At 65.4% G+C, this 26,389-nt stretch carries 24 protein-coding genes, 1 tRNA gene and 2 pseudogenes; 12 read left to right on the top strand and 15 right to left on the bottom strand.

Going from position 1 to position 26,389, the window contains the following annotated elements; genetic code table 11:
• Nucleotides 1-105: 105 nt before the first annotated feature.
• Nucleotides 106-1,026 (bottom strand): AraC family transcriptional regulator, encoded by a 921-nt coding sequence (locus H9L16_RS06435; protein WP_187553708.1) that lies wholly within the window; start codon nt 1,024-1,026, stop codon nt 106-108.
• Nucleotides 1,027-1,248: 222 nt separating this feature from the next.
• Between H9L16_RS06435 and bufA2 the strand changes: the two genes are divergently transcribed.
• From bufA2 to H9L16_RS06415, 4 genes are all read left to right on the top strand, one after another.
• The gene (gene bufA2, locus H9L16_RS06430) at nt 1,249-1,539 is read left to right on the top strand and encodes a BufA2 family periplasmic bufferin-type metallophore (RefSeq protein ID WP_187553707.1); all 291 of its coding nucleotides are present in this window, start codon (nt 1,249-1,251) and stop codon (nt 1,537-1,539) included.
• Between the two features lie 55 nt (nt 1,540-1,594).
• The gene (gene bufB, locus H9L16_RS06425) at nt 1,595-2,440 is read left to right on the top strand and encodes an MNIO family bufferin maturase (protein WP_187553706.1); all 846 of its coding nucleotides are present in this window, start codon (nt 1,595-1,597) and stop codon (nt 2,438-2,440) included.
• A complete protein-coding gene (locus tag H9L16_RS06420; RefSeq protein WP_187553705.1) occupies nt 2,437-3,231 on the top strand; it encodes an HvfC/BufC N-terminal domain-containing protein in 795 nt (264 codons plus the stop codon). Before bufB ends, H9L16_RS06420 begins: the two co-directional genes overlap by 4 nt.
• An 85-nt stretch (nt 3,232-3,316) precedes the next feature.
• On the top strand, nt 3,317-3,745 hold the full coding sequence (locus H9L16_RS06415; RefSeq protein WP_223158181.1) for a DoxX family protein: 429 nt from the start codon (nt 3,317-3,319) through the stop codon (nt 3,743-3,745).
• A gap of 18 nt (nt 3,746-3,763) precedes the next feature.
• Here the strand turns inward: H9L16_RS06415 and H9L16_RS06410 are convergent, their stop codons facing one another.
• From H9L16_RS06410 to ligD, 4 genes and pseudogenes are all read right to left on the bottom strand, one after another.
• Entirely contained in the window at nt 3,764-4,594 is an 831-nt protein-coding gene (locus H9L16_RS06410) for a hypothetical protein (protein WP_187553704.1), read from the bottom strand.
• Nucleotides 4,595-4,783: 189 nt separating this feature from the next.
• Nucleotides 4,784-5,806, bottom strand: a complete 1,023-nt coding sequence (locus H9L16_RS06405) for an SDR family oxidoreductase (RefSeq protein WP_223158180.1) — start codon at nt 5,804-5,806, stop codon at nt 4,784-4,786.
• Between the two features lie 55 nt (nt 5,807-5,861).
• Nucleotides 5,862-6,654: pseudogene (gene ku, locus H9L16_RS06400) on the bottom strand (non-homologous end joining protein Ku); the annotation flags it as partial.
• A 71-nt stretch (nt 6,655-6,725) separates the two neighbouring features.
• Nucleotides 6,726-9,287: a DNA ligase D gene (ligD, locus tag H9L16_RS06395; protein WP_187554079.1), complete on the bottom strand. Its 2,562-nt coding sequence runs from the start codon at nt 9,285-9,287 to the stop codon at nt 6,726-6,728.
• 197 nt (nt 9,288-9,484) lie between these two features.
• Here ligD and H9L16_RS06390 point away from each other — a divergent pair, with 197 nt between their 5' ends.
• Nucleotides 9,485-10,801 carry a PQQ-dependent sugar dehydrogenase gene (locus tag H9L16_RS06390; protein WP_187553701.1) on the top strand — a complete coding sequence of 439 codons (1,317 nt, stop codon included), beginning with the start codon at nt 9,485-9,487 and terminating at the stop codon, nt 10,799-10,801.
• Nucleotides 10,802-10,814: 13 nt separating this feature from the next.
• Here the strand turns inward: H9L16_RS06390 and H9L16_RS06385 are convergent, their stop codons facing one another.
• The 4 genes from H9L16_RS06385 to H9L16_RS06370 all read right to left on the bottom strand — a co-directional run bounded on the left by H9L16_RS06385 (nt 10,815) and on the right by H9L16_RS06370 (nt 13,837).
• The gene (locus H9L16_RS06385; protein ID WP_223158179.1) at nt 10,815-11,339 is read right to left on the bottom strand and encodes an MgtC/SapB family protein; all 525 of its coding nucleotides are present in this window, start codon (nt 11,337-11,339) and stop codon (nt 10,815-10,817) included.
• A 182-nt stretch (nt 11,340-11,521) separates the two neighbouring features.
• Complete coding sequence (locus tag H9L16_RS06380) at nt 11,522-11,836, bottom strand: hypothetical protein (RefSeq protein ID WP_187553700.1); 315 nt, start codon at nt 11,834-11,836, stop codon at nt 11,522-11,524.
• Between the two features lie 696 nt (nt 11,837-12,532).
• Nucleotides 12,533-13,123, bottom strand: a complete 591-nt coding sequence (locus H9L16_RS06375; RefSeq protein ID WP_187553699.1) for a DUF421 domain-containing protein — start codon at nt 13,121-13,123, stop codon at nt 12,533-12,535.
• A 111-nt stretch (nt 13,124-13,234) separates the two neighbouring features.
• Nucleotides 13,235-13,837, bottom strand: coding sequence for a DUF892 family protein (locus tag H9L16_RS06370; protein ID WP_187553698.1), 603 nt, complete (start codon nt 13,835-13,837; stop codon nt 13,235-13,237).
• 160 nt (nt 13,838-13,997) lie between these two features.
• On the opposite strand from H9L16_RS06370, the gene H9L16_RS06365 reads away from it, so the two are divergent.
• From H9L16_RS06365 to H9L16_RS06355, 3 genes are all read left to right on the top strand, one after another.
• Nucleotides 13,998-14,558, top strand: a complete 561-nt coding sequence (locus H9L16_RS06365) for a cysteine hydrolase family protein (RefSeq protein ID WP_233449424.1) — start codon at nt 13,998-14,000, stop codon at nt 14,556-14,558.
• A 143-nt stretch (nt 14,559-14,701) separates the two neighbouring features.
• Nucleotides 14,702-14,857 carry a hypothetical protein gene (locus H9L16_RS06360; RefSeq protein WP_187553696.1) on the top strand — a complete coding sequence of 52 codons (156 nt, stop codon included), beginning with the start codon at nt 14,702-14,704 and terminating at the stop codon, nt 14,855-14,857.
• A gap of 137 nt (nt 14,858-14,994) precedes the next feature.
• Nucleotides 14,995-15,759, top strand: coding sequence for a glycine zipper domain-containing protein (locus tag H9L16_RS06355; RefSeq protein WP_187553695.1), 765 nt, complete (start codon nt 14,995-14,997; stop codon nt 15,757-15,759).
• A gap of 73 nt (nt 15,760-15,832) precedes the next feature.
• Here H9L16_RS06355 and H9L16_RS06350 read toward each other — a convergent pair whose 3' ends face one another.
• Nucleotides 15,833-16,480 (bottom strand): GIY-YIG nuclease family protein, encoded by a 648-nt coding sequence (locus H9L16_RS06350; RefSeq protein ID WP_187553694.1) that lies wholly within the window; start codon nt 16,478-16,480, stop codon nt 15,833-15,835.
• On the opposite strand from H9L16_RS06350, the pseudogene H9L16_RS06345 reads away from it, so the two are divergent.
• Nucleotides 16,479-16,664: pseudogene (locus H9L16_RS06345) on the top strand (HupB); the annotation flags it as partial. The gene H9L16_RS06350 and the pseudogene H9L16_RS06345 overlap by 2 nt on opposite strands.
• 116 nt (nt 16,665-16,780) lie before the next feature.
• Here the strand turns inward: H9L16_RS06345 and H9L16_RS06340 are convergent.
• The 4 genes from H9L16_RS06340 to dtd all read right to left on the bottom strand — a co-directional run bounded on the left by H9L16_RS06340 (nt 16,781) and on the right by dtd (nt 21,775).
• A tRNA-Ile gene (locus tag H9L16_RS06340) sits at nt 16,781-16,856 on the bottom strand.
• Between the two features lie 36 nt (nt 16,857-16,892).
• Nucleotides 16,893-19,235 (bottom strand): GH92 family glycosyl hydrolase, encoded by a 2,343-nt coding sequence (locus H9L16_RS06335; RefSeq protein ID WP_187553692.1) that lies wholly within the window; start codon nt 19,233-19,235, stop codon nt 16,893-16,895.
• A gap of 110 nt (nt 19,236-19,345) precedes the next feature.
• Nucleotides 19,346-21,205 carry an RNA polymerase sigma factor RpoD gene (gene rpoD, locus H9L16_RS06330; RefSeq protein ID WP_187553691.1) on the bottom strand — a complete coding sequence of 620 codons (1,860 nt, stop codon included), beginning with the start codon at nt 21,203-21,205 and terminating at the stop codon, nt 19,346-19,348.
• 129 nt (nt 21,206-21,334) lie between these two features.
• Nucleotides 21,335-21,775 carry a D-aminoacyl-tRNA deacylase gene (dtd, locus tag H9L16_RS06325; RefSeq protein WP_187553690.1) on the bottom strand — a complete coding sequence of 147 codons (441 nt, stop codon included), beginning with the start codon at nt 21,773-21,775 and terminating at the stop codon, nt 21,335-21,337.
• A 40-nt stretch (nt 21,776-21,815) separates the two neighbouring features.
• Between dtd and H9L16_RS06320 the strand changes: the two genes are divergently transcribed.
• The 3 genes from H9L16_RS06320 to H9L16_RS06310 are packed head-to-tail and all read left to right on the top strand — an operon-like array spanning nt 21,816 to nt 24,766.
• A complete protein-coding gene (locus tag H9L16_RS06320; protein ID WP_187553689.1) occupies nt 21,816-22,736 on the top strand; it encodes a lauroyl acyltransferase in 921 nt (306 codons plus the stop codon).
• Nucleotides 22,733-23,245, top strand: a complete 513-nt coding sequence (locus tag H9L16_RS06315; protein ID WP_187553688.1) for a PH domain-containing protein — start codon at nt 22,733-22,735, stop codon at nt 23,243-23,245. Before H9L16_RS06320 ends, H9L16_RS06315 begins: the two co-directional genes overlap by 4 nt.
• Nucleotides 23,246-23,248: 3 nt before the next feature.
• Nucleotides 23,249-24,766 carry a PH domain-containing protein gene (locus H9L16_RS06310; RefSeq protein WP_187553687.1) on the top strand — a complete coding sequence of 506 codons (1,518 nt, stop codon included), beginning with the start codon at nt 23,249-23,251 and terminating at the stop codon, nt 24,764-24,766.
• Here the strand turns inward: H9L16_RS06310 and H9L16_RS06305 are convergent.
• Nucleotides 24,725-26,341 carry an ArnT family glycosyltransferase gene (locus tag H9L16_RS06305; RefSeq protein WP_187553686.1) on the bottom strand — a complete coding sequence of 539 codons (1,617 nt, stop codon included), beginning with the start codon at nt 26,339-26,341 and terminating at the stop codon, nt 24,725-24,727. The genes H9L16_RS06310 and H9L16_RS06305 overlap by 42 nt on opposite strands.
• Nucleotides 26,342-26,389 lie beyond the last annotated feature (48 nt).

The raw sequence follows: 26,389 nt of genomic DNA, 5'->3' as shown, positions 1-26,389 counted from the left end.
TGACAGCGCGATGTTGGCCGGATGGCACAGCGCGGAAACGCGAAACAGGTCACGCCTGCCGCGCGTGATTCACCGGCCGCCGCATGCCTTCACTGCTGAAGCGACTCAGGGATCCGCGTCATCGCCGCCGCTGCGCGCCTTGCCCGGGCCGATCCCTTCCATGCGCTTGAAGAAACGCCGGAATGCGGCCTCGCTGCGATAGCCCAGCATCTCCGCGATCGCGCCCACCGAGAAACGCCGGTTCCGCAGCAGTCGACGCGCCTCGGTCGCCCGCCATTGCGCCAGGTACTGGATCGGCGGCACGCCGACCGTGGCGGTGAACAGTTCGGCGAAGGCGGTGCGCGACATGTTGGCCTGCTGCGCCATCGACTGGATCGTCCAGTCCTGGCCGGGGCGTTCGTGCACCGCGGCCAGCGCGCGCGACAACCGCGCATCGGTCAGCGCGGCAAGCAAGCCGCGCGGGCGATCGGCGCAGCGCACGTATTCGCAGACGGCCATGGTGAACAGCGAATCGGCCAGCTTGTTCTGCACCAGTTGCCGGCCCCAGCGGCGGTCGCGGCTGGTTTCGGTGAGCATCGCCGCGAGCTGGCGGAAGCCGTCGCTGCTGGCGTCGGATCGCACCACGAAATACGCGGGCAGCGCGTTGAAGATCGGGTTGCTGGTGCCGGTGATGAATTCCAGTTCGCCGCACAGCATCGCGGTGTCGTCCGGCTCGATTTCGTTGGACGTGGGCAGGTGCGCATCCGCGCTCGACGACAGCAGGTGGCGCACGCCGGCGGGGAACACGATCAGGTCGCCGCGATGCAGTTGCACCGGCGTGTCCAGCGCGGCGCCACTGACCCAGCACGTGCCCTCGGTGAGCAGGTGGAACTGGCCATGGCGCGTGGCCGGCTCCTGGTCGTACCAGGTGCCGCAGTAGCGCACGTCGGCGGTGATCTCGACGCGCATGCGATATGCGCCGAGCACGGTCTCGAGCACGTTGTCGCGATCGATGTCGAGGGCCGCGCTGTCGGGAAGGGTGTCCACGGCTTGCATCCTAGGCCAGCCCCGCGTTGCCGGCCATGACCGTTCGCCCGGTGTTTCATGCGCGCGCGTCCACGACCGCTGGAACGCATCGCACCTGCGGACGCGGGGCATATCCCCCGGACTCGCGGGATATTCCGCTTGCCCGCATCCGGATGGAATACACAGGCGCCGCGGACCTCCCCCTGCGGCGCCCCAACTCCCTTCCGAACCGAGGATCCCCGCATGAAGACCACCACCGTTTCCGGCTTGTCGCTCGCCATCGCCGCCGCCGCGCTGTTCATGGGTGCGCCCATCGCCAATGCCGGCGAGACCGGCACCGCCAAGACCGGTCATTGCATGGGTGCCAACGCCTGCAAGGGCCACGGCGCATGCAAGAGCGCCGCGAATGCGTGCAAGGGCCAGAACGCCTGCAAGGGCCAGGGCTTCACCGCAACCAATGCCAAGGACTGCAAGGTCGCCGGCGGCAAGTTCGAGATGCCCAAGCCGGCCAAGCCGGAAGCGAAGAAGGCCTGAGCCTCCGCCAGCGCGCCCGTGCCGAACGGGCGCGCCCACCTCACCGGACATGCCGATGAATAGCCCCCTGCAAGGCTTTGGCCTGGGCCTGCGCCCGCAGCACTACGACGCCTTGCTGTCGGCCGACCGCAACGTCGTCGACTGGCTGGAGATCGTCAGCGAGAACTACCTGGTCGATGGCGGCCGCCCGCTCGCGATGCTCGACCGCATCGCCGAACGCTGGCCACTGGCGATGCACGGGGTGGCGCTGAACATCGGCGGCAGCGACCCGCTCGACCGCGAGTACCTGCGTGCGCTGTCGGCACTCGCGAAGCGGGTGCGGCCCGCCTTGATCTCCGATCACCTGTGCTGGTCGCGCCATGACGGCGTGCAACTGCACGACCTGTTGCCACTGCCGCGCGACGAGGCAACCCTCGCCCATGTCGCCGCGCGCGTGCAGCAGGTGCAGGACGCGCTGGGCAGGCAACTGGTGCTGGAGAACGTGTCCAGCTACCTGCGCTTCGCCGGCGACACCCTGGGCGAAGCCGAATTCCTGTGCGCGCTCGTCCAAGCGAGCGGCTGCGGCCTGCTGCTCGACATCAACAACGTCTACGTCAACGCGCACAACCACGGCATCGATGCGGCCGCCTATCTCGATGCCTTGCCGCGACACGCAGTGAAACAACTCCATCTTGCCGGGCACAGCGAGGACGCGCTCGGCTCCGGCCTGCTGATCGATACCCACGACGCCGCGGTCTGCGACGGCGTGTGGGCGCTGTATGCGCACGCGTTGCGTCGCTTCGGCGAAGTACCGACGATGATCGAGCGCGACGACGATATCCCGCCGCTGCACGACCTGTTGCAGGAACTCGACATCGCCCGCCGCATCGCCAGCGATGCGCGGCAGGCAATCGCCGCATGAACGCGGTGCCGACCTTGCAGCAGCGCCAGTCGGCGATGCAGGCCTGGCTGCTGCATGGCGATGCCGGCTTCGCCGGTGCCATCGACCCAGCGCGCCTGCATGGCGAAACCCGCGACGATCGCCTGCGCATCTACGCCGATGCCTATCGACTGCGCCTGGCCGACGTCCTCGGCCAGGACTATCCGGCAACCCAGGCCGTACTCGGTGACGCGCGGTTCGATGCGCTCGCCGATGCGTACCTGCGCGCGCATCCCTCCACGCGACCGTCCGTTCGGCACTTCGGACACGCGTTCGCCGACTGGCTGGCGTCGCGTCGCGAGGTGCCGCGCAAGATCAGCGATCTCGCCCGTTTCGAATGGCAGCAGGGCGAGGTGTTCGATGCCGCGGATGCGGATGCGCTCGGGTTCGATGCCATCGCCACGCTGCCCGCACAGTCCTGGCCTGCATTGCAGCTGAAACTGCATCCCGCAACACGCCTGCTCGCACTGCGCACCAATGCAGCCGACGTGGTCGATGCACGCGCGCGCGGCCTGCCGCTGCCGCGACTGCGTGATCGCGCGACCACGCACTGGCTGCTGTGGCGCAACGCGGCCGACGTGCACTGGCGGAGGCTCGACCTCGACGAAGCCGAGGCCCTGCAGGCCATCCAGTGCGGCGACACCTTCGCCCGCTTGTGCGAACGATCGCACGCACGCCACGCCGACGGCGCCCTGCGTGCCGCCAGCCTGCTCAAGCGCTGGCTTGCCGACGGCGTGCTCGCTGCCGACGTCTTCCACTCCCATCCTGATTGAGGACACACCCATGCAAGGTTGCGCCACTTATGCGAACCGGCGCGCACGCGCCGCCGGGACGGCACCGTCCAGCCCCGCGATGCGCATGCTCGACATGCTCCATGACCGCATGCTTGCGTACGAGTGGCTGGGTCCGCTGCTGCTGCGGCTGGTGTTCGGTTACTTCTGGCTGGAAACCGGCTGGGCGAAGCTGCACAACCTCGAGTTCTTTTCCGCCCGTTTCGTCGAGTGGGGCATCCCGTTCCCGCTGCTCAGCGCCACCCTGTCCGGCGCCACCGACCTCATCGGCGGCGGGTTGCTGATCGTCGGCCTGTGGACGCGCCTGGCTGCAGTGCCGATGATCGTGAACATGCTGGTGGCGTTGGCGGTGGTGGTGCTGCCGACCATTTCCACGGTGAACGAATTCGTCGAACTGGACGAAGTGCTGTACGTCGCCGTGCTGTTCTGGCTATTGATGGCCGGCCCCGGCAAGGCCAGCCTGGATCACTTCCTGGCACGGCGCCATCGGCGCTGAGGCCGCTGCCGCTGCAGGTCATTTGGCCTTGACGCAGTTCTCCAGCCAGATCACCCGCCTGATGTCGTCATAGCGCTTCACGGTCCCGGTCAGGGTCACCTTCTGGCCTTCGCGCAAGGCGAGCACGGTGGTCAGCTGGTTCGGCTTGAACAGGCAGGACACACTGACCTTGAACTGCGCATCGAACGGCAACGGCTTGAGTGCCATCTCGCTGATCTCGGGAATGTCGAAAATCAGGTTGTAGTCCTCGCCATCCTCCATCAGGATTTCGATACGCCCGGTGAGTGTGTACTTGCGACCCTTGTGGCGCGCGTTCACCGCGATCGCGTTCTTGTTGGCCTCGCCCGCGATCATCCGCGAAAAGATGAAGACGTCCTGGTTGCCGGTGGCCTCGTTGTTGGACGCACCCGCGCCCTTCCTGGCCGCTGCAATCCCTTCCTTGCCGCCCTTGACCTTGGCGAACAGGCCGCACATGTAGGGCTGGATCTGCTCGGCCTTGGAAAACACGCCGCGCTCCATCTTCACCGCCATCTCGATGCGGGTGCCGGAGGCCACCTCGCTCACCGTGATGGTGGTCGGGATCGGTCGCGCGGCCTTGTCCTGGCGCTGCTCCACCAGCAAGGTGCCACCGTCGGCATCCTCGGCCATCACGTCCATCTTCTCGGCCACCAGGATCCCGCGCATCTGTGCCAGCGCATCGCGGGTGGACAGGTTCGGCACAGTGACCGCACTGCTCCAGGTGGTCATCACCAGCGGATTGCCGGACTTCTTGAAGTTCGCCTCGCATTCGCCGGCGAGGGCAGGTGTTGCGAGCGACAGCAAACAGAGGGCTGCGAGCGGCTTGAGCATGTGGACGAACCTACACGGATGACGTGGATGACGGTCGAGGATCCTAGTCCTGTCGTCGTGCCCGTTCGCAAGTCGCCGCTCAATCGATGCGGTTCGCCCCGCACGTGGAACCGTTCGTCACAGGCAAGACAGGGTCGCGTCCCGCATCGGCATGCCGGCGTTGTCGACCCAGACAGCGATCTGACCGTGTCAGCCCCTTGGGCCACCCATCACCGGCAGCACGATGCCGTTGATATAGGACGCAGTCACCGGAGATGCCAGGAACACGAAAGCGGGAGACAGTTCCTCCGGTTGCGCGGGCCGTTTCATCGCGCTGTCCTTGCCGAATTCCGCCACCTCGTCCGCCGGCTTGTCGGCGGGGTTGAATGGTGTCCACACCGGCCCCGGTGCCACCGCATTCACCCGGATGCCGCGGTCGAGCAGGTTGGCCGCCAGCGCCTTGGTGAAGGCGTGGACGGCCCCCTTGCTGGTCGAGTAGTCGATCAGCTTGGGGCTGCCGAACAGGCCGGTCACCGATCCGCAATTCACGATCGAAGCGCCCGCCTGCATGTGAGGCAGGGCGGCGCGCGCCATGTGCAAGTAGCCGGCGATATTGGTCTGCAGGGTCAGCTGCAAGTGCGCATCGCTGATGTCTTCAAGCGAACCCGCATGCAGTTGGAAACCGGCGTTGTTGACCAGCACATCGATGTGGCCGAAGCGCCTAGCGATGCGCTTCACGGCGCGGTTGCAGAACGCGGGATCGCACACATCGCCCGGCACGAGGATCGCCTCGCGGCCCTCCCTCTCGACCCAACGCGCCGTCTCGCGTGCGTCCTTGTGCTCATTGAGGTAGAAGATCGCGACATCAGCACCCTCGCGGGCGAACAACACAGCCACAGCTCGACCGATGCCCGAGTCCGCGCCGGTCACGATCGCCTTCATGCCCTGCAGTTTCTCGCTGCCCTGATAACCGGGTGCCTCGAAGCGCGGTGCCAATGCCAGATCCGCTTCCTTCCCCGGTTTGGCCAGGTGCTGCGCAGGCATCCGCGAAGGCTGCGGGCGGACGCCTGCCTGCACGACCGTCTTAGGCTTTTCCACATTTCCACGCGCGCCATCCTCGCGATCGATCACTTGCTGCAACGCGCGCTGCTTGGCCGCAACGCGATCCGCTCGCACGTTGCCGGGAGAGGGTGCGACCTTCTTCGTTTTCTTGGCCATGCGGCTTGTCCTCATGCGCTCTTGCGTGGTTTGGCCGACTTCGCGGGCTTCGTGGACTTGCCGCCCTTCTCGCCCAGGCTCTTTTGCAGCAGCGAGACGAAATCGACCACGTTCGTCGCGGTCCCTTCCGCGGCGTCCTCCGCCTCGTCGAGCACCTTGGTGGTCTTGCCCTTCTGCTTGATGCGCTTGCGGATGATCTCCGACAACCGCGTGCGGAACTCGTCGTGGTAATCCTCCGGGTTCCACTTGCTCGCCATCGAATCCACCAGCTGGGTGGCCATCGCCAGTTCCTTGGGCGCGATCCGGTAGGTGCTGGCCTTGCCGGCCGGAAGCTTGTACTCGACGGGATCCACCAGTTCCTGCGGATAGCGCATCAGCACCAGCACAAGCGCATCGCCCAGCGGCATGACCGCCGAAAGATATTCGCGCGTGCGGATCACCACCCGCGCCACGCCGATCTTCTTCGCCTTCTTCAACGTCTCGCGCAGCAGCACATAGCCCTTTTCCGCCTTCTTGCCCGGCACCAGCACGTACGGCTTCTCGAAGAAGCGGACGTCGATCGCGTCCTCGTCGACGAAGGTCTCGATCTCCACCGATTCATGGGTTTCCGGCGCGGCGGAGGCGATGTCCTCCTTTTCGATGACGACATAGCTGCCCTTGTCGTACTCGAAGGCCTTGATGATCTCCTTCCACGGCACTTCCTCCCCGGTGTCCGCATTCACCCGCTCGAAGCGGATCGGCTTGCGATCGCGCGCGTCGAGCATGCGGAAGGACAGGTCGGTGCTGCGCGTGCCCGACATCAGCGACACCGGGACGTTGAGCAGGCCGAACGACAGGTTTCCGGTCCAGATGGGTCGGGCCATGGCGAGGGACTCATTGACGGGGACAGGATCCCGAGCCTGCACCGGGCGGTGTCACGGCCTTGTCGACGTCCTTAGTCCGGCAACGACTGGCGTACCTTCTCGATGCCCTCCCAGGGATGCGACTTCAGCCGCTTCAATCGTGCCGGCACATTGCGTATGTCGAAGGCATGGCCGCTGGCGACCTTGCCGAGTTCCTCCCAGCGCAGCGGCATCGCCACCGGTGCACCCGGGCGTGCGCGCACCGAAAAGCTGGCGATGCTGGTCGCACCGCGCCCGTTTCGCAGCCAGTCGATGAAGATCTTGCCCTTGCGCTTCTGCTTCGAAGCGGTGGCGATGTAGCGCAGCGGATCCATCTCGCGGGCGGCCTCCGCGACCGCCTGCGAAAAGGCGCGCGCACGTTCCCACGGTGCGGCGGGTGCCAGCGGCACCACCAAGTGCAGGCCCTTGCCGCCGCTCGTGCGCACGAACGACTGCAGGCCCGCTTGTTCCAAGAAATCGCGCAGCTGCCGCGCCGCGACGATGACGTCCTTCCACGCCACCGCCTCGTCGGGATCGAGGTCGAAGACCAACCGATCCGCATGCTCGAGATCGGCCACCTTCGAGCCCCACGGATGGAACTCGATCGCGTTGAACTGCACCAGTTCCATGGCACTGGCGGCATCGGTGACGGCCAAGTAGTCCTCACTGCCGCCGTCGGATTCGGTGACCGGGACCAGCGACACCAGTTCGAAGCCGGGCGTGGCGTGCTTCTGGAAAAAGCACTGCGCACCGATGCCGCTGGGACAGCGCACCAGCGACAGCGGTCGGTCGCGAATCTCCGGCAACAGCCAGTCCATGACGGCGCTGTAGTAGTCGGCCAGGCTCTGCTTGCTGATGCCGTTGTCGGGAAACAGCAGCTTGCCTGGACTGCTCAGTTCCGGTGCCTGCCGGGCCTTGCCGGTCTTGCGGACGGACTTGGTCGGTTTTTTCGCCACGGACCTCGCCTCGGTTGTCTTGCTGTCACTCGCCGTGCCGAGATCGCTGTCATGCAGCGATGCAACGGTCTTGTCAGCACGCATAGCCTTGAAACTTGCCTGCCGCAGCAAGCCGCGCCCGCCGAGTCCGCGGGTGAACACTTCCACCACGAAGGCCGGCTTCGGAAACCAGCGCGCCTGCCGCAGGTCGGTGTCGTTCTCCGGCACATGCACGCTGGGCTTCGTGGAGCCCTTTCCCTGCAAGCGCTTGCCCAACGACGCGAGTTGCGCGTCGTTGAAGCCGCTGCCGACCCGCCCGACGTAGCGCCAGCCATGCTGTTCGTCGGGCGTCGCCAGCAGCAGCGCACCAATGCCGGTTCGCGACCCCTTCGGCGGCGTGTAGCCGACCACCGCGAATTCGTCGCTGCCGAGCGCCTTGGTCTTGCGCCAGGCATCGCTGCGACCCGGATGCACGGTCGCGTCGATGCGCTTGGACACGATGCCTTCGAACCCGGCATCGACCGCCGCCTTGAACGCGTCGCTCGGGTTGCCGATGCCATGCGAGCTGTACGCCAACCGCGTCGGTGCCGTGGCCAGCAATCGTTCGAGCAACTGCTTGCGCCGCAGCAATGGCACCTCCGACAGATCCACGCCTTCCAGATGCAGCAGGTCGAACACGACATAGCGCAACGTGCCCTGTATTTCGCCGGACAGGATCTGCTGGAGTTCGTTGAAATCCTCGCGACTGCCCTGTCCCGCCACCAGTTCGCCATCCAGCACCGCCTCCTGCAATCCGAGCAGTTCGATGGCATCGCGAACTTCGGAAACGCGTTCGCTCCAGTCGAGCGCATTGCGCGACAACAGGCTGGGTTTGCCTGCGCGAATCGCGCACACCAGGCGGTAACCATCCCATTTGAGTTCGTGGAGCCAGTCGTCGCCGTCGGGTGGATCGTCGACCAGCTTGGCGAGTTGGGGTACCGGCGGTGTTGCCGCCAGCTTGCGCCTGCGTGCGCCCGGCAGCTCGAGTGCTTCGGCATGCCAATCGCTCTTGCCGCTGTTCGCTGAGCGCGCTCGCTTCTTGGTGGGTGCAGGGGGCTTGCGCACTGTCTTGGTCTTCGTGCCCGGACGTCGCGCGCGCTTGGCGTCTTCGGCTGGCGCGGGTGCCACATCGTCCAGCATGTCATCTGCCTCGCCAGAACCGGCCCACGCATCGTCCTGCTTGAACAACAGCCACTGCGGCTGGCGCGCAGGCTTGCCCGATCGCACCAGATGCCAACCGCCCTTCAACTTTTCGCCGTGCAGTTCGAAGCGCAGATGTCCCTTCGCCAGTTGTGCCTCGACATCCAGATCCGTGGTCCATGTCCCGCGATCGAAGACGGCGACGTGACCGCCTCCGTAGTTGCCCTTCGGAATGTCGCCTTCGAAGCCCGCGTAGTCGAGCGGATGATCCTCGACCTCGACCGCCATGCGCTTGACCTGGGGATCCAAGCTCGGCCCTTTCGGCACCGCCCAACTTTTCAGCGTGCCACCCACCTGCAGGCGGAAGTCGTAGTGGCGATGACTTGCGTGGTGCAGTTGGACCACGAAGATCGGTCGCGCGCCGGTGCGCTTGCGCGCTCGCCCGACGGGTTCCGGCGTCGACTTGAACTCGCGCTTGCCTCGATAGTCGTCCAGTGCCATCCGTTTCGCGGTCATCCGGCTGCGTTGAGTCCAGATTGGGCCGGTCTCGATCATCGATCCGTGAATGAGCCTCCCGGCATGCGCATCGCCCGTCGAATGCTGTCGTGCAGGCCAGTTCACCCCGGGGCGACACGGCGTGAATGATGCTCTCGCATGACAAGCGGCCGGAACAACCGGCTGCATGGAGATACCTGAGCATGCGTGCCCTGGCGCTAGTGATCGCGTTCGTTCTTGCGACGTCCGCCTGCGCAGTTGGCCAATCGGTGGCACCGGAAGCGCGCACCGGCCCGGATCCCATGCTGCCGCCGCCGGAACGCAATCTCTTTCCCACGGTCAGGATCGCGCCCGCCACCGGCTGGCCCGCCGATGCGGCACCGATCCCCGCTGCAGGGCTGCGCGTCACCCGTTTCGCCACCGGCCTTCAGCATCCACGCTGGCTGCTTGTGTTGCCCAATGGCGACGTGCTGGTGGCGGAATCCAATGCGCCACCCGGCAAGAGTGGCGTCAAGGGCATCAAGGGCAAGGTGATGGGCTCGGTGATGAAACGCGCCGGCGCGGGCGTTCCCAGTGCCGACCGCATCACCCTGCTGCGCGATGTCGATGGCGACGGCATCGCCGAAATCGCCCGACCCTTCCTCACCGGCCTGCATTCGCCGTTCGGCATGGCCCTCATCGGCGACTCCCTCTACGTGGCCAATGCCGATGCGCTGGTGGTGGTTCCGTATCGCGCCGGCGACACGCGGATCACCGCGCAACCCAGGCGCGTTGTCGCACTGCCGGGCAAGGGCGACGAACTCAACCACCACTGGACCAAGAGCTTGATCCCCAGCGCCGATGGCCGGCTGCTGTATGTGGGCGTGGGCAGCAACAGCAATGTCGGCGAGAACGGCATGGCCGTCGAAACGAACCGCGCCGCCGTCCTTGAAGTCAATCCGGTCGCAGGCACGATGCGGGTATTCGCATCGGGACTTCGCAACCCGGTCGGGTTGGGGTTCGCACCGCGTAGTGGTGCGTTGTGGGCCGTGGTCAACGAGCGCGACGAACTCGGCAACGACCTGGTTCCGGACTACCTGACCGAAGTGCGCGAAGGCGGCTTCTACGGCTGGCCGTACAGTTACTACGGACAGAATCTCGATCCGCGGGTCAAGCCGCTGCAGCCCGATTTGGTTGCCAAGGCGATCAAGCCGGACTACGCACTCGGCAGCCACGTCGCACCCTTGGGTTTGGCGTTCTCGCCCGGAGGCGTCTGGAGCGGCGGACGCGCCGGTGCCGTCATCGGCCTGCATGGCTCGTGGAACCGCAGGCCCGCTACCGGTTACGAAGTCGTATTCGTTCCATTCAGCGATGGACGACCCGCTGGACCGATGCAATCACTGCTCACCGGCTTCCTAGATGCCGATGGCAATGCACGCGGTCGACCGGTTGGCATCGCGGTGCAGGCGGACGGCGCGATCCTGGTCGCCGATGACGTGGGGAATGCGGTCTGGCGTGCCGCGCCTGCGCGCGATCCCTGAATGTAGGCAAAAATCAGCGCTGATCCGGCCCCGGGCCACCGCGGTGCGCCGGCGTGCTGCCGATCAGCTTCGGGATCGCGGCGACCACCAACCACGTCAAAACCGTGGCGGTGATCGCCAGCACCTCCAGGCCCATGCCTGCGGCCATGCCGATCGCCGCCGTCATCCAGATACTCGCCGCCGTGGTCAGGCCCTCGACCTGCGTGCCCTCGCGGTTGCGCAGGATCGCACCCGCGCCCAGCAAGCCGATCCCGGACACGATGCCCTGCATCACCCGCGTGTTTTCGGCACCAGGAATACCGGCCATGACGGGCGCAAGGATGAAAAGCGCGGATCCGGTGGAGACCAGGATGTGGGTCTTGAGCCCGGCAGCGCGCCCCTTCTGCTCGCGTTCCCAACCGATCACCGCCGCCAGCAGCGCCGCCATGGCCAGTCGCACCAAGGCGGCCACCAGGAGTTCCATCTCGGGCAGTGCGAACTCCGCTGCCAGCGCGTCGAGGATCCTGTCCATCGGGCTGTCCAGTTCCGAAAGCCCCATGCAAGCATGTGCAGGGTCATGCCGATGTCACGAATGGCCGGTCAGCGGATCACTGCCTTTTGCAGGTATCTCCAGCCTCCGTGCTTACCGGAATTCGAGGAACGCCTTCGCGAGTTCTTCGGTCTGCGCCTCGATGCTCATTTGTCCGACCAGTCCCTTGAGGATCGATTTGTCGCGCTGCGTCAGCACGAACTCCTCAACCGGAATCTCTTCGCGCAGTTCTTTTCGCGCAGTTCTTCGAAAGGTCGTCCCTGCGCTTGCGGCGGAACATCCCAAAGTCGTTGCAGACGGATACGCATCGCGTGCTCGACGCTTCCGGGACATTCGTCCTGCGTCAACTCGACGCGAGCGCCGCGAAGGACAGGCGTGCCGTCGGGGAGGTACACGATCAGGTAAGCGTCGCCACTGGCACCTCCATCCTCCCACGCCACGATGCCGAAGGATCTGTCGTCCGACAGGTCGCGCGCCGGCGCGGTGGTGTAAATCCGGATCGGCATCGGGCGTCCTCCGAGTTTGGATCGGGAAGAATCCTATCCACTGTCGCCGCATCGCGGCATGAAGGTTTCAGCAACGCGTCTTCACCGTACGCGCGCGCTTCAGCCGTCGGCCACGCCATCACGGCGTGATGTTGGAACCCATCCGGGCGCGCCATCAGCGCATCCACGATCCTGATGCCGACATCGTCGTGGATGACATACTCGAAATCGGTCTCGGGAGACATCGACAACACCGCACACTCGCATAGCGGTCTCGGATGGCCGAGCGCCCCGGTTCCGCGCACTCACCGGCATTGAGAATCCTGATTTTCCTCGGGAACGCGCCGGGGCGCGTGACCCAACAGGGCTTCGATCGTCCACATCCCGTATCCGCTGTAGATCACGTACTCGAAGTCAGGCTCGCTTGATATCGAGTGAGCAATCGCCGGCAACATCCCTTCGTCCAACTTCACGACACCTTCCAGGTGAAGTCGTCCATGTTCGTGCTCGCACGCAATGGAGGGCTGCAAGCAGTCCGGTGTCAGGACATAAGGGTAGGGACGACTATCGGGAACGTACACCGCTAGTTTCATCGGCAGCCTCGCATCTTGGTTCAGGCTGCGCCGCGCCCCTGCATCGGCGCACCGGAAATCTAGCAAACCCGAGTGAAAATTTCGCTAAACCACAATGCGGGAACTGCGCTGGCCTCTCTGCGCATCAAGTCCCAGGTGCACGCCTGGAATCGACATTCGTCTGCTCATCGGATGCGATCGCCAGGAGATCTTCGTCTTCCGGCTCACGATCGTTGAGGAACACGCTGAACTCCCCTGTCATCTCCAGAATTGCATACCTGACTTGCGACAAGGAACGCGCCCCGCCCACGCGCAGTTCCGCATGCAATTCCCGAAGCGTCGTGCGTTCTCGCCTAAGTGCGTCATGGTCAATGACGCCATTCACCACAAGCACACTGGGACGCGATTCGGTGTGCTCGCGTACCCGCTTGGAGCGCTGAGTCCACGCTTCCAGTCCCACCGTGAGCATCGTGATCCCCACCAACACGAGCGCCGCATAGGAAAGGGCTACCGATGGATAGAGAAGGACATCACCTGCGGCAGAGCCAAGAGCGATCAGCAGCATCTGCTGCATCGGGCTGAGGTTGTTCTGCCCTCGCTTGCCCATCAGCCGCATGACGAGCAAGAGGAGGCAGAACACCAGCACGCACTTGATGGCGACTTCGAGCAGGTATGCGGGAGGCTGCTCTCCCAGCAGGATGCGATGCCAGTCGAACGGCCGGAAGTCTGTTTCCATCGCGTCGCTCCGAATCGTGCAGAACGTTTGCGTCAGCGCGGACCCGCGGGGTGACATCGACCCGCCTGGCTGCCCCTTTCATGCCAAAAGGCGCGCCACTTGCCTGGGGAGTCAGAGGTACTCCTCGCGTGCCTGTTCCGCACGCGATGCGCCAATGGCGGTCTCCACCTTCTTGATCTCTTCCGGTGGCGGAAGGACTGCAGGCATCCCCAGGCTCTGGATCCAGAGTTCCCGGCACCATCCCATCGTGTGGTAGAGGTGATGATCCTCGTCTTGTTCGACCGCTTCATGCGCGGCCTTCAGCACCTTGGCACTTGGACCACCCTGTTCGGCCACCTTGCCGATCAGTTCCCAATTTTGGTGATCCTTCGTCTCGGCCAGCACAACGCATTCAGCGGCGACCAGCTCCGCCGCCTCGGCGGTCGCGTTTGCCATCGCCATCTGGATTGCCGCCACCAGAGAAGCTCCTTGATGGGCGACGACATCTCGCCCCGGGCTTTTGGCTTCGGTATCCAGGCCCATCGCTTCGAACACCCGTGTGAGAACCTGCTCATGTGTACGGGTTTCTTCGAGGTACTCCTCCCATTCCGCGCGCAGGTCGTCGTTCTGGGCGGCCTGAATTGCGGCTGTATAGATTTTGATCCCACCGCGCTCCGTTTCCAGAGCCTGCAGCAGGAGTTCGGTGACTTGCGCGCTATCGGCTTGCTTGGCCATCTTGGGCAATCTCCTCTGGGGGGGCATTTTTTTAACCCAGTGGCGCGAAAAGACGGCGTGATGACATCGCCCATGAATACTTGCGAGCCAGTCCATCACTCACGCTATTCCGATGCACCCATCCCCGCCATCCGAGACCGCGCTTCTCGTCATCGACATGATGAACTTGTTCGATTTCGACGGGGGCACCGCGCTGGCGAAGTCGGCAATCACGTGTAGCCGCGCGATTCGCCGACTTCGCGATCGCTTCGACAAAGCCGGTGCCCCAGTCATCTATGTCAACGACAACTTTTCGAACTGGCAAGGCGACTTCCGCGAATTGATCGCGGCCTGCCAGACATCCGACGGCCCCTCATCCACCATCTCGCGTGCACTGTCGCCACGTGCAGGGCACTACCACATCCTCAAACCGAAGCATTCCGCTTTTCTTGGCACACCCTTGGCTATCTTGCTGACGAAGCTTGGCGTCCAGCGGTTGGTGCTTACTGGCATCTCGGCCGATTCCTGCATCCTGTCCACGGCGACCGATGCCAACATGCGGGAAATGGAGTTGTGGATTCCTGGGGATGCCGTTGCAGCGATCACTCGGGATCGCAAAGCAAAGGCCTTGTCGCTGATCAAGGCATCTCTCGGCGGGGATATCCGCGGCACTCGTGCAATACGCACGCTTTTTCCGGATGCGCCTGCCTCACCCCAGACCGCCCTGACATCGTCACTCTGACCTGAACTATTCAGGGTGAATGCGACAAGTGTTTCCAATTCACCGATCGACTACGAATTTTTCGCTTGGTATCGACAGACGCCGAGGCACTCTCTTCCCGCGGTCGGATGGCCGCCCTCCCAACTTGAAGAAGGAATTTCGACATGGCGAATCAGAACAACCAGAACAACCAGAATCAGAAGCGCGATCAACAGAAGCAGCAGAACGAAGATGGCAACAAGCAGCAGGCCACCGGTGATCGCGATCAGTCCCAGCAGCGCAAGGATGCGCCGCAGCGCGACGATCAGCAGAACCGCTGAACTGCGCTTTGGTGTGGGTGCGAAAGGTGCGCGTGGCGCACCTTTCGCTTACTGCTTGGTTCCGCTCGGAAACGAATGCCTCATTCACGGCCGAACCAGCTCGTTGAACGAACCAGCTCATTGAAAAGGACATCATCATGGCCAACACGAACGACATGAATCTCGATCCCATCTCTGGCGCGCCCGGTGCCCATCCCGTGGGCGTTGGTTTGGGCGGAACCGGCGGTGCCGTGGCGGGCGCAGCCATTGGCTCGCTGCTTGGACCGATCGGCACCTTGGTAGGTGGCGCGGTGGGCACGCTTGCCGGCGCGGCGGTTGGCAAGGGCGTCGCCGAACGGGTCGATCCCACCGGCGAGGCGGATTACTGGCGCACCGAATACGCCGCTCGCCCGTACTACGACCGCAACTACAGGTACGAGGACTACGCTCCGGCCTACGAGTACGGCAGCGATCTGCGTGCTTCCTCCGGTGCCTTGGCCTGGGATGACTCCCTGGAATCGCGCGCCCGAGACGGTTGGGAGAACGTCAAGGCCGAGTCTGGCCTGACGTGGGAGAAGGCGAAGGATGCGGTGCGCGATGCGTTTGATCGCACGGATCGCACCTATCGCACCTACAACGCGACCGATCGCTATTACGCCGATAGCTACGCGGGCACTGACTATTACAAGCCCGTCTACGATTACGACCAGGACTACAAGCCTGCTTACCGCTACGGCACCCAGGCTCGCAGCAACAGTGCCGGAAAGGCATGGGATGCCAGCGAGGGCGATCTCGAACGCGGTTGGGATCGTGCCAAGGGCACCTCTCGCTTGGCATGGAACGACGCCAAGCACGCCGTGCGTGACGCATGGCATGGCGTCGAGCGTGCTTTGCCTGGGGATGCCGACCGCGACGGTCGCTAAGCCGCACTACCACCATGGCGACACACAAACAGGCTCCTTCGGGGGCCTGTTTTCATTGTGGCGGGCCCCTCGCTCAACCGTTGAGGCGCAGGGCTTCGACAAGCACGGACGGGAACATGTTTTGAATGTCAGGAGCGAATTCACGATGCGACTCGACAAGCGCACGCACGAGGTCCAGCTGATCCGGGCTCAGCAAGCCTGCGCACTGGCGTTCGAAGGCTTCACGAACAATCCCATCCAACCGGGCACGTTCCTCCGACATTGCCGGGGCCAGCCATTCCCGGACCTGCTGGTGGATGACATACCCCTGTTGTTCGCAGTGAAGTACGAAGCCAACGGCCGTGTCGTATGCACCCCGATACCACTCTGTTGCGCCTCCAGCAGGGGCAAACATCGCAAGGGGCATGGGACACCGATGCGCGGCCAGGCTTCGATGCAGCGAAGTCTCAAGCGCCTGTGCGTCCGCGCGCGTTTCGGTTTCGACCAGAAGGCTGTGATCGAGGTCGAACGTCCTGAACCAGCGAGGATGGAAAGACGACCAGCGTTCAAGCGGATCATGGGTCATGCCCACCTTGAGGATATCTTCCGGACCGCGGGCCAAAAGGACATAAAGGAAGGCCCTTCCACGGTATCCACTCCCGCGTCGCGTTTCTGTTTTTGGCGTGTTCGTCACGACGTGCCTGAAATCCTGAGTCACCGTTGTCCCAAGGAGAAGAATCATGCCCCGTGGCGACAAATCCAGTTATACCGACAAGCAGAAGCGAGAGGCTGCGCATATCGAAGAGAGCGAGAAAGCCCAAGGTCGCTCCACCGACGCGGCAGAGCGCATCGCCTGGGCGACCGTCAACAAACAGGATGGTGGCGGCAAGAAAAAGGCTGCCCGGAAAACTGCGAAGAAAACGACGCGGTCGACCAGCTAGTGGATTGCTCCGGTGAATCCGACACACGCCGCTGAGCCGGCGTCCCCGGAAGAATCGACAGCGCAGCCTTAGCGGAAGCTCGCAAACCGGGCGGTGCAGTGTGGTGGGCCCACCAGGACTCGAACCTGGAACCAAAGGATTATGAGTCCTCTGCTCTAACCATTGAGCTATAGGCCCGCATCAGTTCGCAATTCTACCGGGCGTGCACGCCGCTCATTCGTTCGACATCGAATAGGGCGACTTCGCCCCGTTGCCCGGCCATTCCTTGTTCGGCGCGGCCTGCATCTTGAAGCGCAACTCGCCGCCGGCCATCAATTCCTGGTGGGTGATGAACGCGCGATCCAGCGGCTTCCCGTCCAGCATCACGCTGTCCACGTAGGTGTGCCCATCGTCCAGGCCGTCGGCGAGCACGGTGAAGCGCTTGCCGTTGGGCAGGTTCAGGCTGGCCCTGCGCACGAACGGGCGGCCGAGGATGTATTCGTTGCTGCCCGGCGCAACCGGATAAAAGCCCAGTGAGGTGAACACGAACCAGGCGGACATCTGGCCGAGGTCGTCGTTGCCGGCCAAGCCATCGGGTGTGGGCTTGTATTGCGTGTCCATGACCTGCTTCAGCCGCGCCTGCGTGCGCCACGGCTGGCCAGCATGCGAGTAGAGATACGCGACGTGGTGGCTGGGTTCGTTGCCGTGCGCGTACCAGCCGATCAGGCCGGTGATGTCTTCCATGTGCGCAAACACCTTCGGATCGACCTTGGCGTCGAAGACATCGTCGAGCCGCTTCAGGAGCTTGTCGGTGCCGCCATGCGCAGCGGCCAGCCCGGCCACGTCCTGCGGCACGTACCACGAGTACTGCCAGGCGTTGCCTTCGGTGTAGTCGGTGCCGTAACCGCTCGCATCCGGATCGAACGGAACGCGGAAACTGCCATCGCGCTTGCGTGCGCGCATGAAGCCGGTTTCGGCATCGAAGGCGTGCTTCCAGTTCGCCGCGCGCTTGCCGAATTCCGCGGCGATGTCCTTTCGCCCCATCGACTTCGCGACCTGCGCGATGGTCCAGTCGTCGTAGGCGTACTCCAGCGTCTTCGATGCCGCTTCGCCTTCTTCGTCGATCGGCACGTAACCGAGTTCGCGATATTGGGCGATGCCATCGTAGGGACCGTAGTTCGCGCTGGCCACCATCGCATCGAGCGCTTCGTTGGCGTCGTAGCCGCGGATGCCCTTCATGTACGCGTCGGCGATCACCGGCACCGCGTGGTAGCCGATCATGCACCACGTCTCCTGGCCGTGGAACGCCCACACCGGCAGCACGCCGTACGGACTTTCGCGACGCGCGGCGAGCAGCGATTGCACGATGTCGTTGTTGCGTTGCTCCGGCTGCACGATGGTCAGCAGCGGATGCAGCGCGCGATAGGTATCCCACAGCGAGAACGTGGAGTAGTTGGTCCAGCCCTTGGCCTGGTGCACGGCGTTGTCCGGGCCGCGATAGCGGCCGTCGCTGTCCATGAACAGGCTGGGCGCCTGCAGCGTGTGGTACAGCGCGGTGAAGAAGGCCTTGCGCATCGGTTCCGGCGCATCGATGTCGGCCACGCCCAGGGCCTGCGCCCATTGCGCCTTCGCCGCCGTGCGCACACCATCGAAATCCCAGCCCGGCATGTCCGCATCGAGGTTGGCGATGGCACCTGCTTCGTCGACCGACGAGATCGACACCTTGGCGATGAGCGGCGCGCGCAGGCCCGTGCCGAAATCGAAACTGGCGACCAGTTGCCGGCCCTCGATCTGAGCACGCCGGGTCGGATCCTTTTCGCCCGGCGGCGGGAAGCCCTTGTAGGCGATGTCGGTTTCCGTGTTGTGCAGCGCGTGGCCAACAAGTGGTTGCGAGAAGCGCATCGCGAAATACAGCTGCCGCCCCGGTGCCCAGCCGCGGGTTTCGCGGAAGCCGGTCACGGTGCCGTCGGCGCGCACGCGGATGCGCGACCACAACACCTTGCCGGGGTAGTCGTACATCGAGGTACGCAGGTCGAGCAGCACGTGCGCCGGCTTGCCGGGCGCGAAGGCATAGCGATGCACCCCGACCCGCGCGCTTGCGGTGAGTTCGGCGCGCACGCCGGCATCGTCGAGGGTGACCGCGTAGTAGCCGGGCTCCGCACGTTCGCTGGCATGGCTGAAACGGGAGGTGTAACCACTGCCGGGGACGTCCGGGTCGCCGCGTTCGATCTTCGCTTCGCCGGCCACCGGCATCAGCAAGACGTCGCCGAGGTCGGAATGACCGGTGCCGGAGAAATGCGTATGCGAGAACCCGACGATGGTGCTGTCCGAATACCGGTAGCCCGCCGCCCAGCCGTAGGCGTCCTTGCGCGCCTGGATGCGCGTGTCCGGGCTGAGCTGGACCATCCCGAACGGCACCGTCGCGCCGGGGAAGGTGTGGCCCTCGCCGCCGGTACCGATGAAGGGATCGACCGCAGTGAAGGCGAGATGGCCTGCATCGCGCGCATCCGCGGCCTGTGCACCGAACGACAACAGCATCGCCATGCCGGCGAGCAGGGTCCACGAAGCGTTATGCATGCCATGCCCCAATCCACGTGTGAGGCCAAACGCTAGCACGCGACGCCGTGTCGGCAGAAACGCGAAACCCCGCCGGAGCGGGGTTTTGCGAACTGGCGAAACGGCTTCGATCAGTCGATGTCGAGGAAGCTGCGCAGCGTTTCCGAGCGGCTCGGGTGGCGCAGCTTGCGCAACGCCTTGGCCTCGATCTGGCGGATGCGCTCGCGGGTGACGTCGAACTGCTTGCCGACTTCCTCGAGGGTGTGGTCGGTGTTCATGTCGATGCCGAAGCGCATGCGCAGCACCTTGGCCTCGCGCGGGGTCAGCCCGGCCAGCACGCTGCGCACGGTCTCGGTCAGGTTGATGTCGGTGGTCGCATCGACCGGCGACATCACGTTGGTGTCCTCGATGAAGTCGCCGAGGTGCGAGTCTTCGTCGTCGCCGATCGGGGTCTCCATCGAAATGGGTTCCTTGGCGATCTTCATGACCTTGCGGATCTTGTCCTCGGGCATGTCCATTTCTTTCGCCAGCTCTTCCGGCGTGGCTTCGCGGCCGTACTGCTGGAGCATCTGGCGGGAGATGCGGTTGAGCTTGTTGATCGTCTCGATCATGTGCACCGGGATGCGGATGGTGCGCGCCTGGTCGGCGATCGAGCGGGTGATCGCCTGGCGGATCCACCACGTTGCATACGTCGAGAACTTGAAGCCGCGGCGATGCTCGAACTTGTCGACCGCCTTCATCAGGCCGATGTTGCCCTCTTGGATCAGGTCGAGGAACTGCAGGCCACGGTTGGTGTACTTCTTGGCGATGGAGATCACCAGGCGCAGGTTGGCCTCGACCATTTCCTTCTTCGCCTTGCGTGCCTTGGCTTCGCCATAGGCCATCGCACGGTTGATTTCCTTGAGGTCGGCCAGGGTCACGTGCATCGCGTTCTCGATCGCGATGGTGGCTTCCTGCTCGGCGATGATCTTCTCGCGCACGTCGCGCAGGGCGGAGCCCCACTTCTGCTTGCGCTTGAGCAGTTCATCGACCCACTCGAGATTGGTCTGGTTACCTTCCCACGCCTTCAGGAAATCCTTGCGCGGCATCTTGGCCTGGCGCGTGGACAGGTCGAGGATGCGGCGCTCGTGTTCCTTCACCGAGCCCACCACTTCACGCAGGCGGCGCACCAGCACGTCGGTCAGCGGCAGCGGCAACTTGAAGGTGACGAAAACTTCGGCGATCTCCTCGCGTGCCTTCAGCGCCGGCTTGGCGGTCGGGCCGCCCTTGGCGTAGGCCTTCTGGAAGCGCGCGAACGCGGCACCCATCGCCTCCATGCGCGCCGCGACTTCCAGCGGATCCGGACCGGTCGGGCCCGGCTCGTCGGCTTCGTCGGTGGTCTCTTCGGCATCGTCGGCGTCGTCGGCTTCGGCGTCGTCATCGGCCACGACTACCGCCGCAACCGGCTCGGGTTCCGGCTCGCCATCGTTGAAGCCGACCACGATCTCGGCCAGGCGCTTCTTGCCGGCCTTGTGCAACTCGTAGTCTTCGAGCAACTGCTGCGCAGACCCCGGGAAGCTGGCCAGCGCAGCGTTCATCTGCGCCAGGCCTTCCTCGATGCGCTTGGCGATGGCGATTTCGCCCTCGCGGGTCAGCAGCTCGACCGTGCCCATCTCGCGCATGTACATGCGCACCGGGTCGGTGGTGCGGCCACCCTCGGAATCCAGCGCGGTCAACGCGGCGGCGGCTTCCTCGGCGGCGGTGTCGTCGACCTCGCGGCCGCTGGCGGACTGGCCGGCCAGCAGCAGTGTTTCGGCATCGGGCGCGACTTCATGGACCTCGATGCCCATGCCGTTGATCATGCCGATGATGTCTTCGATCTGTTCCGGGTCGACCATGTCGTCCGGCAGGTGATCGTTGACTTCGGCGTAGGTCAGGTAACCCTGCTCCAGACCCTTGCTGATCAGGATCTTGATGTCGGACTGGGGGGCTGTCTGCCGTTCGTTGGCCATGTATCGGGCTACCGTTTCGAGGATGCGTCGCGGACGACGCTAGGGAACCCAGCATTATACTGCGCTGCCGGGTGCTTGGCTTGCGGCCCGCCTGAACGGCGGCCGCCACTGGCGTCACGCCCCGTGCGCTCAGGGGCGCAGCAGGAACGTCACCGGGCCGTCGTTGACCAGGCTCACCACCATATGGGCACCGAAGCGGCCGGTTTCCACCCCCGGCGGGTGCCGTTGCCGGCACAGTTCGACCAGCCGGTCGAAGCCGCGTTCAGCGTCGGCGGGCGGGGCGGCAGTGGTGAAGCTGGGGCGCATGCCGCTGCGGGTGTCGGCGGCCAGGGTGAACTGGCTGACCAGCAGCAGGCCGCCGCCGGCATCAGCCAGCGAGCGGTTCATCTTGCCGTTGGCGTCCGCGAACACCCGATAGCCCAGCAGGCGCTCGGCCATGCGCTGGATCAGCGCGTCGGTATCGCCCGGCTCGACCGCGACCAGCGCGAGCAGGCCCGGGCCGATGGCGCCGATAACGGTGCCGTCCACGGCCACCGAGGCGGAGGTCACGCGCTGGATCAGGGCAAGCATCCGGCAAGCCTAACCCGTGGTGCCGGATAGACTGAACCGGATGAGCGAACTCGCCGCCGCCCTGCTGTATGCCCTGGCCTGGACCGTGGCCCGCCTGCCATGGACGCTGCTGCGCCTGCTGGCGGATGGCGTGGCCCGGCTGTGGATCGCGACCAATGCGCGCGAAGCCCGGGTGGCGCGGCGCAACCTCGAACTGATCCGCCCGGACCTCGATGCGACGGGACGCGAGCGCTTGCTGGGCGAGATCCTGCGCACCACCGCGCGCCAGGCCTTCGAGACGATGCGTCTGTGGACCCGACCGGTCGCGCGCAACCTGGCCGAGATCGCCGAAGTCCACGGCGAGGTGCTGTTCGATGCCGCCCTGGACGATCCGCGCGGACTGATCGTCGCCGCGCCGCACATGGGCAACTGGGAATTGCTGAACCAGTGGCTGGCGATGAAGACCGCGCTGGCGATCCTCTACCGGCCGCCGGAATCCGCCATCGGCGAGGCCTTCCTGCGCCGCGTGCGGGCGAATGCGGGTGGCGATGTCGAACAGGTCCGCGCCGAAGCCGCCGGCGTGCGCACCCTGCTCAAACGGCTGCAGAAGGGCGGCGTGGTCGGGATCCTGCCCGACCAGCAGCCGAAGGCCGGCGAGGGCGAGTTCGCGCGGTTCTTCGGCAAGCCGGCATTGACGATGACCCTGCTCGGCCGGCTTGCCGCACGCAGCGACGCCCGCGTGTTGTTCGCCTGGTGCGAACGCTTGCCGGGGACCTCACCGCCGCGTTTCGCCCTGCACGTGCAGGCCGCGCCGGACGCCGTCGGCGATGCCGATCCGGCGCATGCGGTGGCCGCGCTCAACGCCGGCATCGAGGCGATCGCGCGGCGCGACTTCGCGCAGTACCAATGGACCTACAAGCGCTATACCCTGCGCCCGCCCGGCAGCGGCGAAGCCAATCCCTACCTGGATCTGTATCGATGAGCGACGCCGACCTCGACCGCGCGACCGCCGAAGCCACCGACTGGCGCGCACCGCCGGCGCGCGCGGTGCGCCTGCATGCCGCCAGCGTGGCGCTGGGGTTTGCGGCATTCCCGCTGCTGGCATGCGCGGCAGTGCTCTTCACTTCCGATGTCGATGAACTGTGGCGCCGGCTGGGCTGGTGCCTGGGTGCGTTGCTGCTGGCCTCAATTGCGGGCCTGCTGTTGGGCGCGCGCCTGCGCTTCCAGCGCTGGGTGCTGGACGATGCCGGCCTGTGGCTGCGCCAGGGTCGCCTGTGGTGGCGGGAAACGCGGGTGCCGGTGAGCCGGGTGCAGCATGTCGACCTCAAGCACGGACCGCTGGAACGCCGCTTCGGGCTGGCCACGCTGGTGGTACACACCGCTGCCGTGCACCTGAGCGGAATCACCGTGCGCGGGCTGGACGATGCCGATGCGCAGCACCTGCGCGACGCCCTGGCCAAGCAGCTCGACGATGCCGGCGACGCGCTGTAAGCGATGAACGACCCGACCACCGATACCGCCGCCTTGCCGCAGGACGGGCAGGAACATCGCCTGCATCCGCTGTCTTGGCTGTTCGTGCTGATCGCCCAGCTCAAGAATTTCATCCCGGCGCTGATCGTGCTGCTGTTCGCGGGCCGCGGCGATCAAACCGACCTGTACGGGCTGATCGCCGTCGTCGTGCTGGTCGCGGTGTCGCTGGCGCAGTACTTCACCTACCGCTATCTCCTGCGCGGCGATGCCATCGTGATCCGCAGCGGCTGGCTGCATCGCAGCGTGCGCGAGATCCCGTACGCGCGCATCCACAACGTCAACCTGCACCAGTCGTTGCTGCACCGCTTGTTCGGCGTGGCCGAGGTGCGCCTGGAATCCGCCGGCGGAATCAAGCCCGAGGCACAGATGCGGGTGTTGCGGCTGGATCAGGCGGAAGCGCTGGAGGCGTTGATCCGCCAGCGTGGCCATGCCACCAGCAACGATGCGCCGCAGGTCGATGCGCTCGAAGCCGCGCCCTTGCTGGCGATGTCGAACGCCGAGGTGCTCCGGCTGGGACTGATCTCGAACCGCGGCATGCTGGTGGTCGCCGCCGCGTTCGGCGCGCTGGCGCAGACCGGCGACAACGTGTTCGGCGTGCTCATCGACCATTGGGGCGAGGTCGCGTTCGGCTGGTTCACCGGGTTTGCCGGCGCGCATGCGGACGACAACCCTGTCGTCGTCGGCCTGGCGGTGGCCAGCCTGGTGCTGGTGGCGCTGCTGCTTGTGCGGCTGCTGTCGGTGTTGCTCGCCTTCCTGCAGTACCACGGCTTCACCCTGCGCGAGGACGACGCCCGCATCCGCGTCGAGCGCGGCCTGCTGGCCCGCACCCGCTCCAGCGCGAAGCGCCGGCGGATCCAGTCGTGGTCGCTGCACGAAGGCGTGCTGCATCGCTGGTTCGACCGGCGCAGCCTGCGCGTGCAGACCGCATCCGGCCAGCGCGGCGAAGGGGCCCAGCAATCACTGAAGGAACTCGCGCCGATCGCCACCCCCGCGCATTGCGATGCATTGATCCAGCACTTCCTGCCCGCGGCCGGCTGGGATGCGCTGCACTGGCGGCCGTTGCATCGGCATGCGTGGTGGCGCATCGCCGTGCCGGGCGTGCTGATGCTGCTGGCGGGCACCGCCGTGTTGACCTGGCACTTCGGCCTGATCGGACTCGCCATGCCGGCCCTGCTGCCGTTGCAGCTCTGGCGCGCGCGTCGCATCGCCGATGCCTGCGGCCATGCCTGCAACGACCAGCTGGTCGCCTGGCGCAGCGGCTGGCTGTCGAAGACCTGGAATTTCGCCGAGATCGGCAAGATCCAGGCAGTCCGGCTGGCGCAATCGCCGCTGGACCGCAGGCTGGGCATGGCCAGCCTGTTGCTGGATACCGCCGGGGCCTCGCCATTCGGCGCGCCCCTGTACCTGCGGCAATTGCCGGTGGATGTCGCCCGCGACCTGTCAGCGCGGCTGCTCGGGCAGCTGGCCCGTCGCCGGCCTTAACGGAATCTGCTGCGCCGGCAGGGTGCGCCAGTCGCCTGCCCGCCAGGCTTGGATCCAGCGCTTGCGAAAGCGTTGCTGCACGAGCGGCTGCGGCCCCGGGTGCGTCCACGCATCGCGCGTGTTGACCACGATCATGTCGCGCGGATGCCGCAGCGCCCAATCGCGCGCCGCCCCCTCATCGAGCACCTTCACCGGATCGTGCAGGCGGCCGGCGAAATGGAACTGCAACTGGTATTCGCCCAGGAACGCGACCTGCGCGCCGTTGCGTTGTGCTTCGCCCAATACCCGCGCGGTCTGGGTGAAATCGAACTGCGCGCGAAGCAACGGTGTTACCGCGGCATGCAGCAAGCTGATCGCCACCAGCGACCCGGCGGCTAGCACCGGCAGTCGCCGCCAGCGCAGCATCGCGATTCCGACCAGCAATATCGCGCCGCCGGCCAACGGGAATGACCAACCCAGTTGCGCCGGGAATGGCAGCTTGATGCGATCGGCATACAGCGGGAAGGCCAACAGGAACCCCGCGAGCGTCACCACCGCAATCCCGGGCATCACGCCGAGCCGTGGACGCGCGTCCGCGGCGACCGCCAGCAACAGCGCGAAGCCGGCGAAGCCCGGCAGCAGGTAGTACGGCTGTTTGCCGCTGATCAGGCTGAAGCAGAACAGCATCCCGACCACCCAGATCCACGCGAAACGATTGCCGGGATCGCGCCAAAGCTCCGGTACCTGCCGCCACCACCAGGCCTGCCACCACCACGGGGCCATCAGCGCCATCAGCATCGACGCGTACCACCACCAGGGCTCGGCATGGTCGAAGCTGTCCTTGATCCGCCCGGCGGTCTGGGTGACCAACAGGGCCCGGCGGTATTCCGGGTCGCCCAACAACAGCGCCGGCACCAGCCACAACACGAAGATACCGATGCCGCCCAGCGTGGCAAGCAACGCCGACCGCGCGAAGCGCCTGGCATCTGCCTGCGCAGCCGGATGCCACCAGCGCGCCGCCAGCAATGGCACGCCCAGATGCAGCAACGCCACCGGCCCCTTCGCCAGCAGGCCGAAGCCGATCGCCAGCGCCAGGCCCGGCCACCACGGCAGCCATGCATCGCCTTGTCGTCGGCATAACGCCAGCATGCCGCCGAGCACCGCCACCGTCAGCGGCAACTCGTACATCACCTGCAGGCCGAACAGGAAGAAATACCAGAAACCCGCCATGGCCCACGCGGCATTCGCGGCGATGCCCGCGCGCTGGGGATACAGGCGTTGCGCCAGCACGCCCGTCTGGGCAATCGCCACCATCCCCAGCAGCACCATCAGCAGGCGCGGCCAGATGTCGTTGACGCCGGTCACCAGCCAGCCGGCATGGATCAACCATTGCAGCAGCGGCGTCTTGTGCGAATACGGCGCGCCGTTGAACAGCGGCACCAGCCCGCTGCCGCGGTCCCACATCTCCCACGCCACCGCCAGGCTGCGGGTGGAATACAAGGGCAGCGGCCCGTGCAGGAAAATCGAGACCAGCGCGACCGCGCCCCAGACGAGCAAGGGCAGGCGCAGGTCGCGGAAGTCGATGGCGCGGATCATGGCGCGCAAGGATAGGGCACGGGCGCACCCGCATCGGCGACAATCGAG

Origin of the sequence: Thermomonas carbonis, from assembly GCF_014396975.1 — a bacterium.
Lineage (GTDB): Bacteria > Pseudomonadota > Gammaproteobacteria > Xanthomonadales > Xanthomonadaceae > Thermomonas > Thermomonas carbonis.
This window is presented reverse-complemented; position numbering and strand designations above follow the sequence as displayed.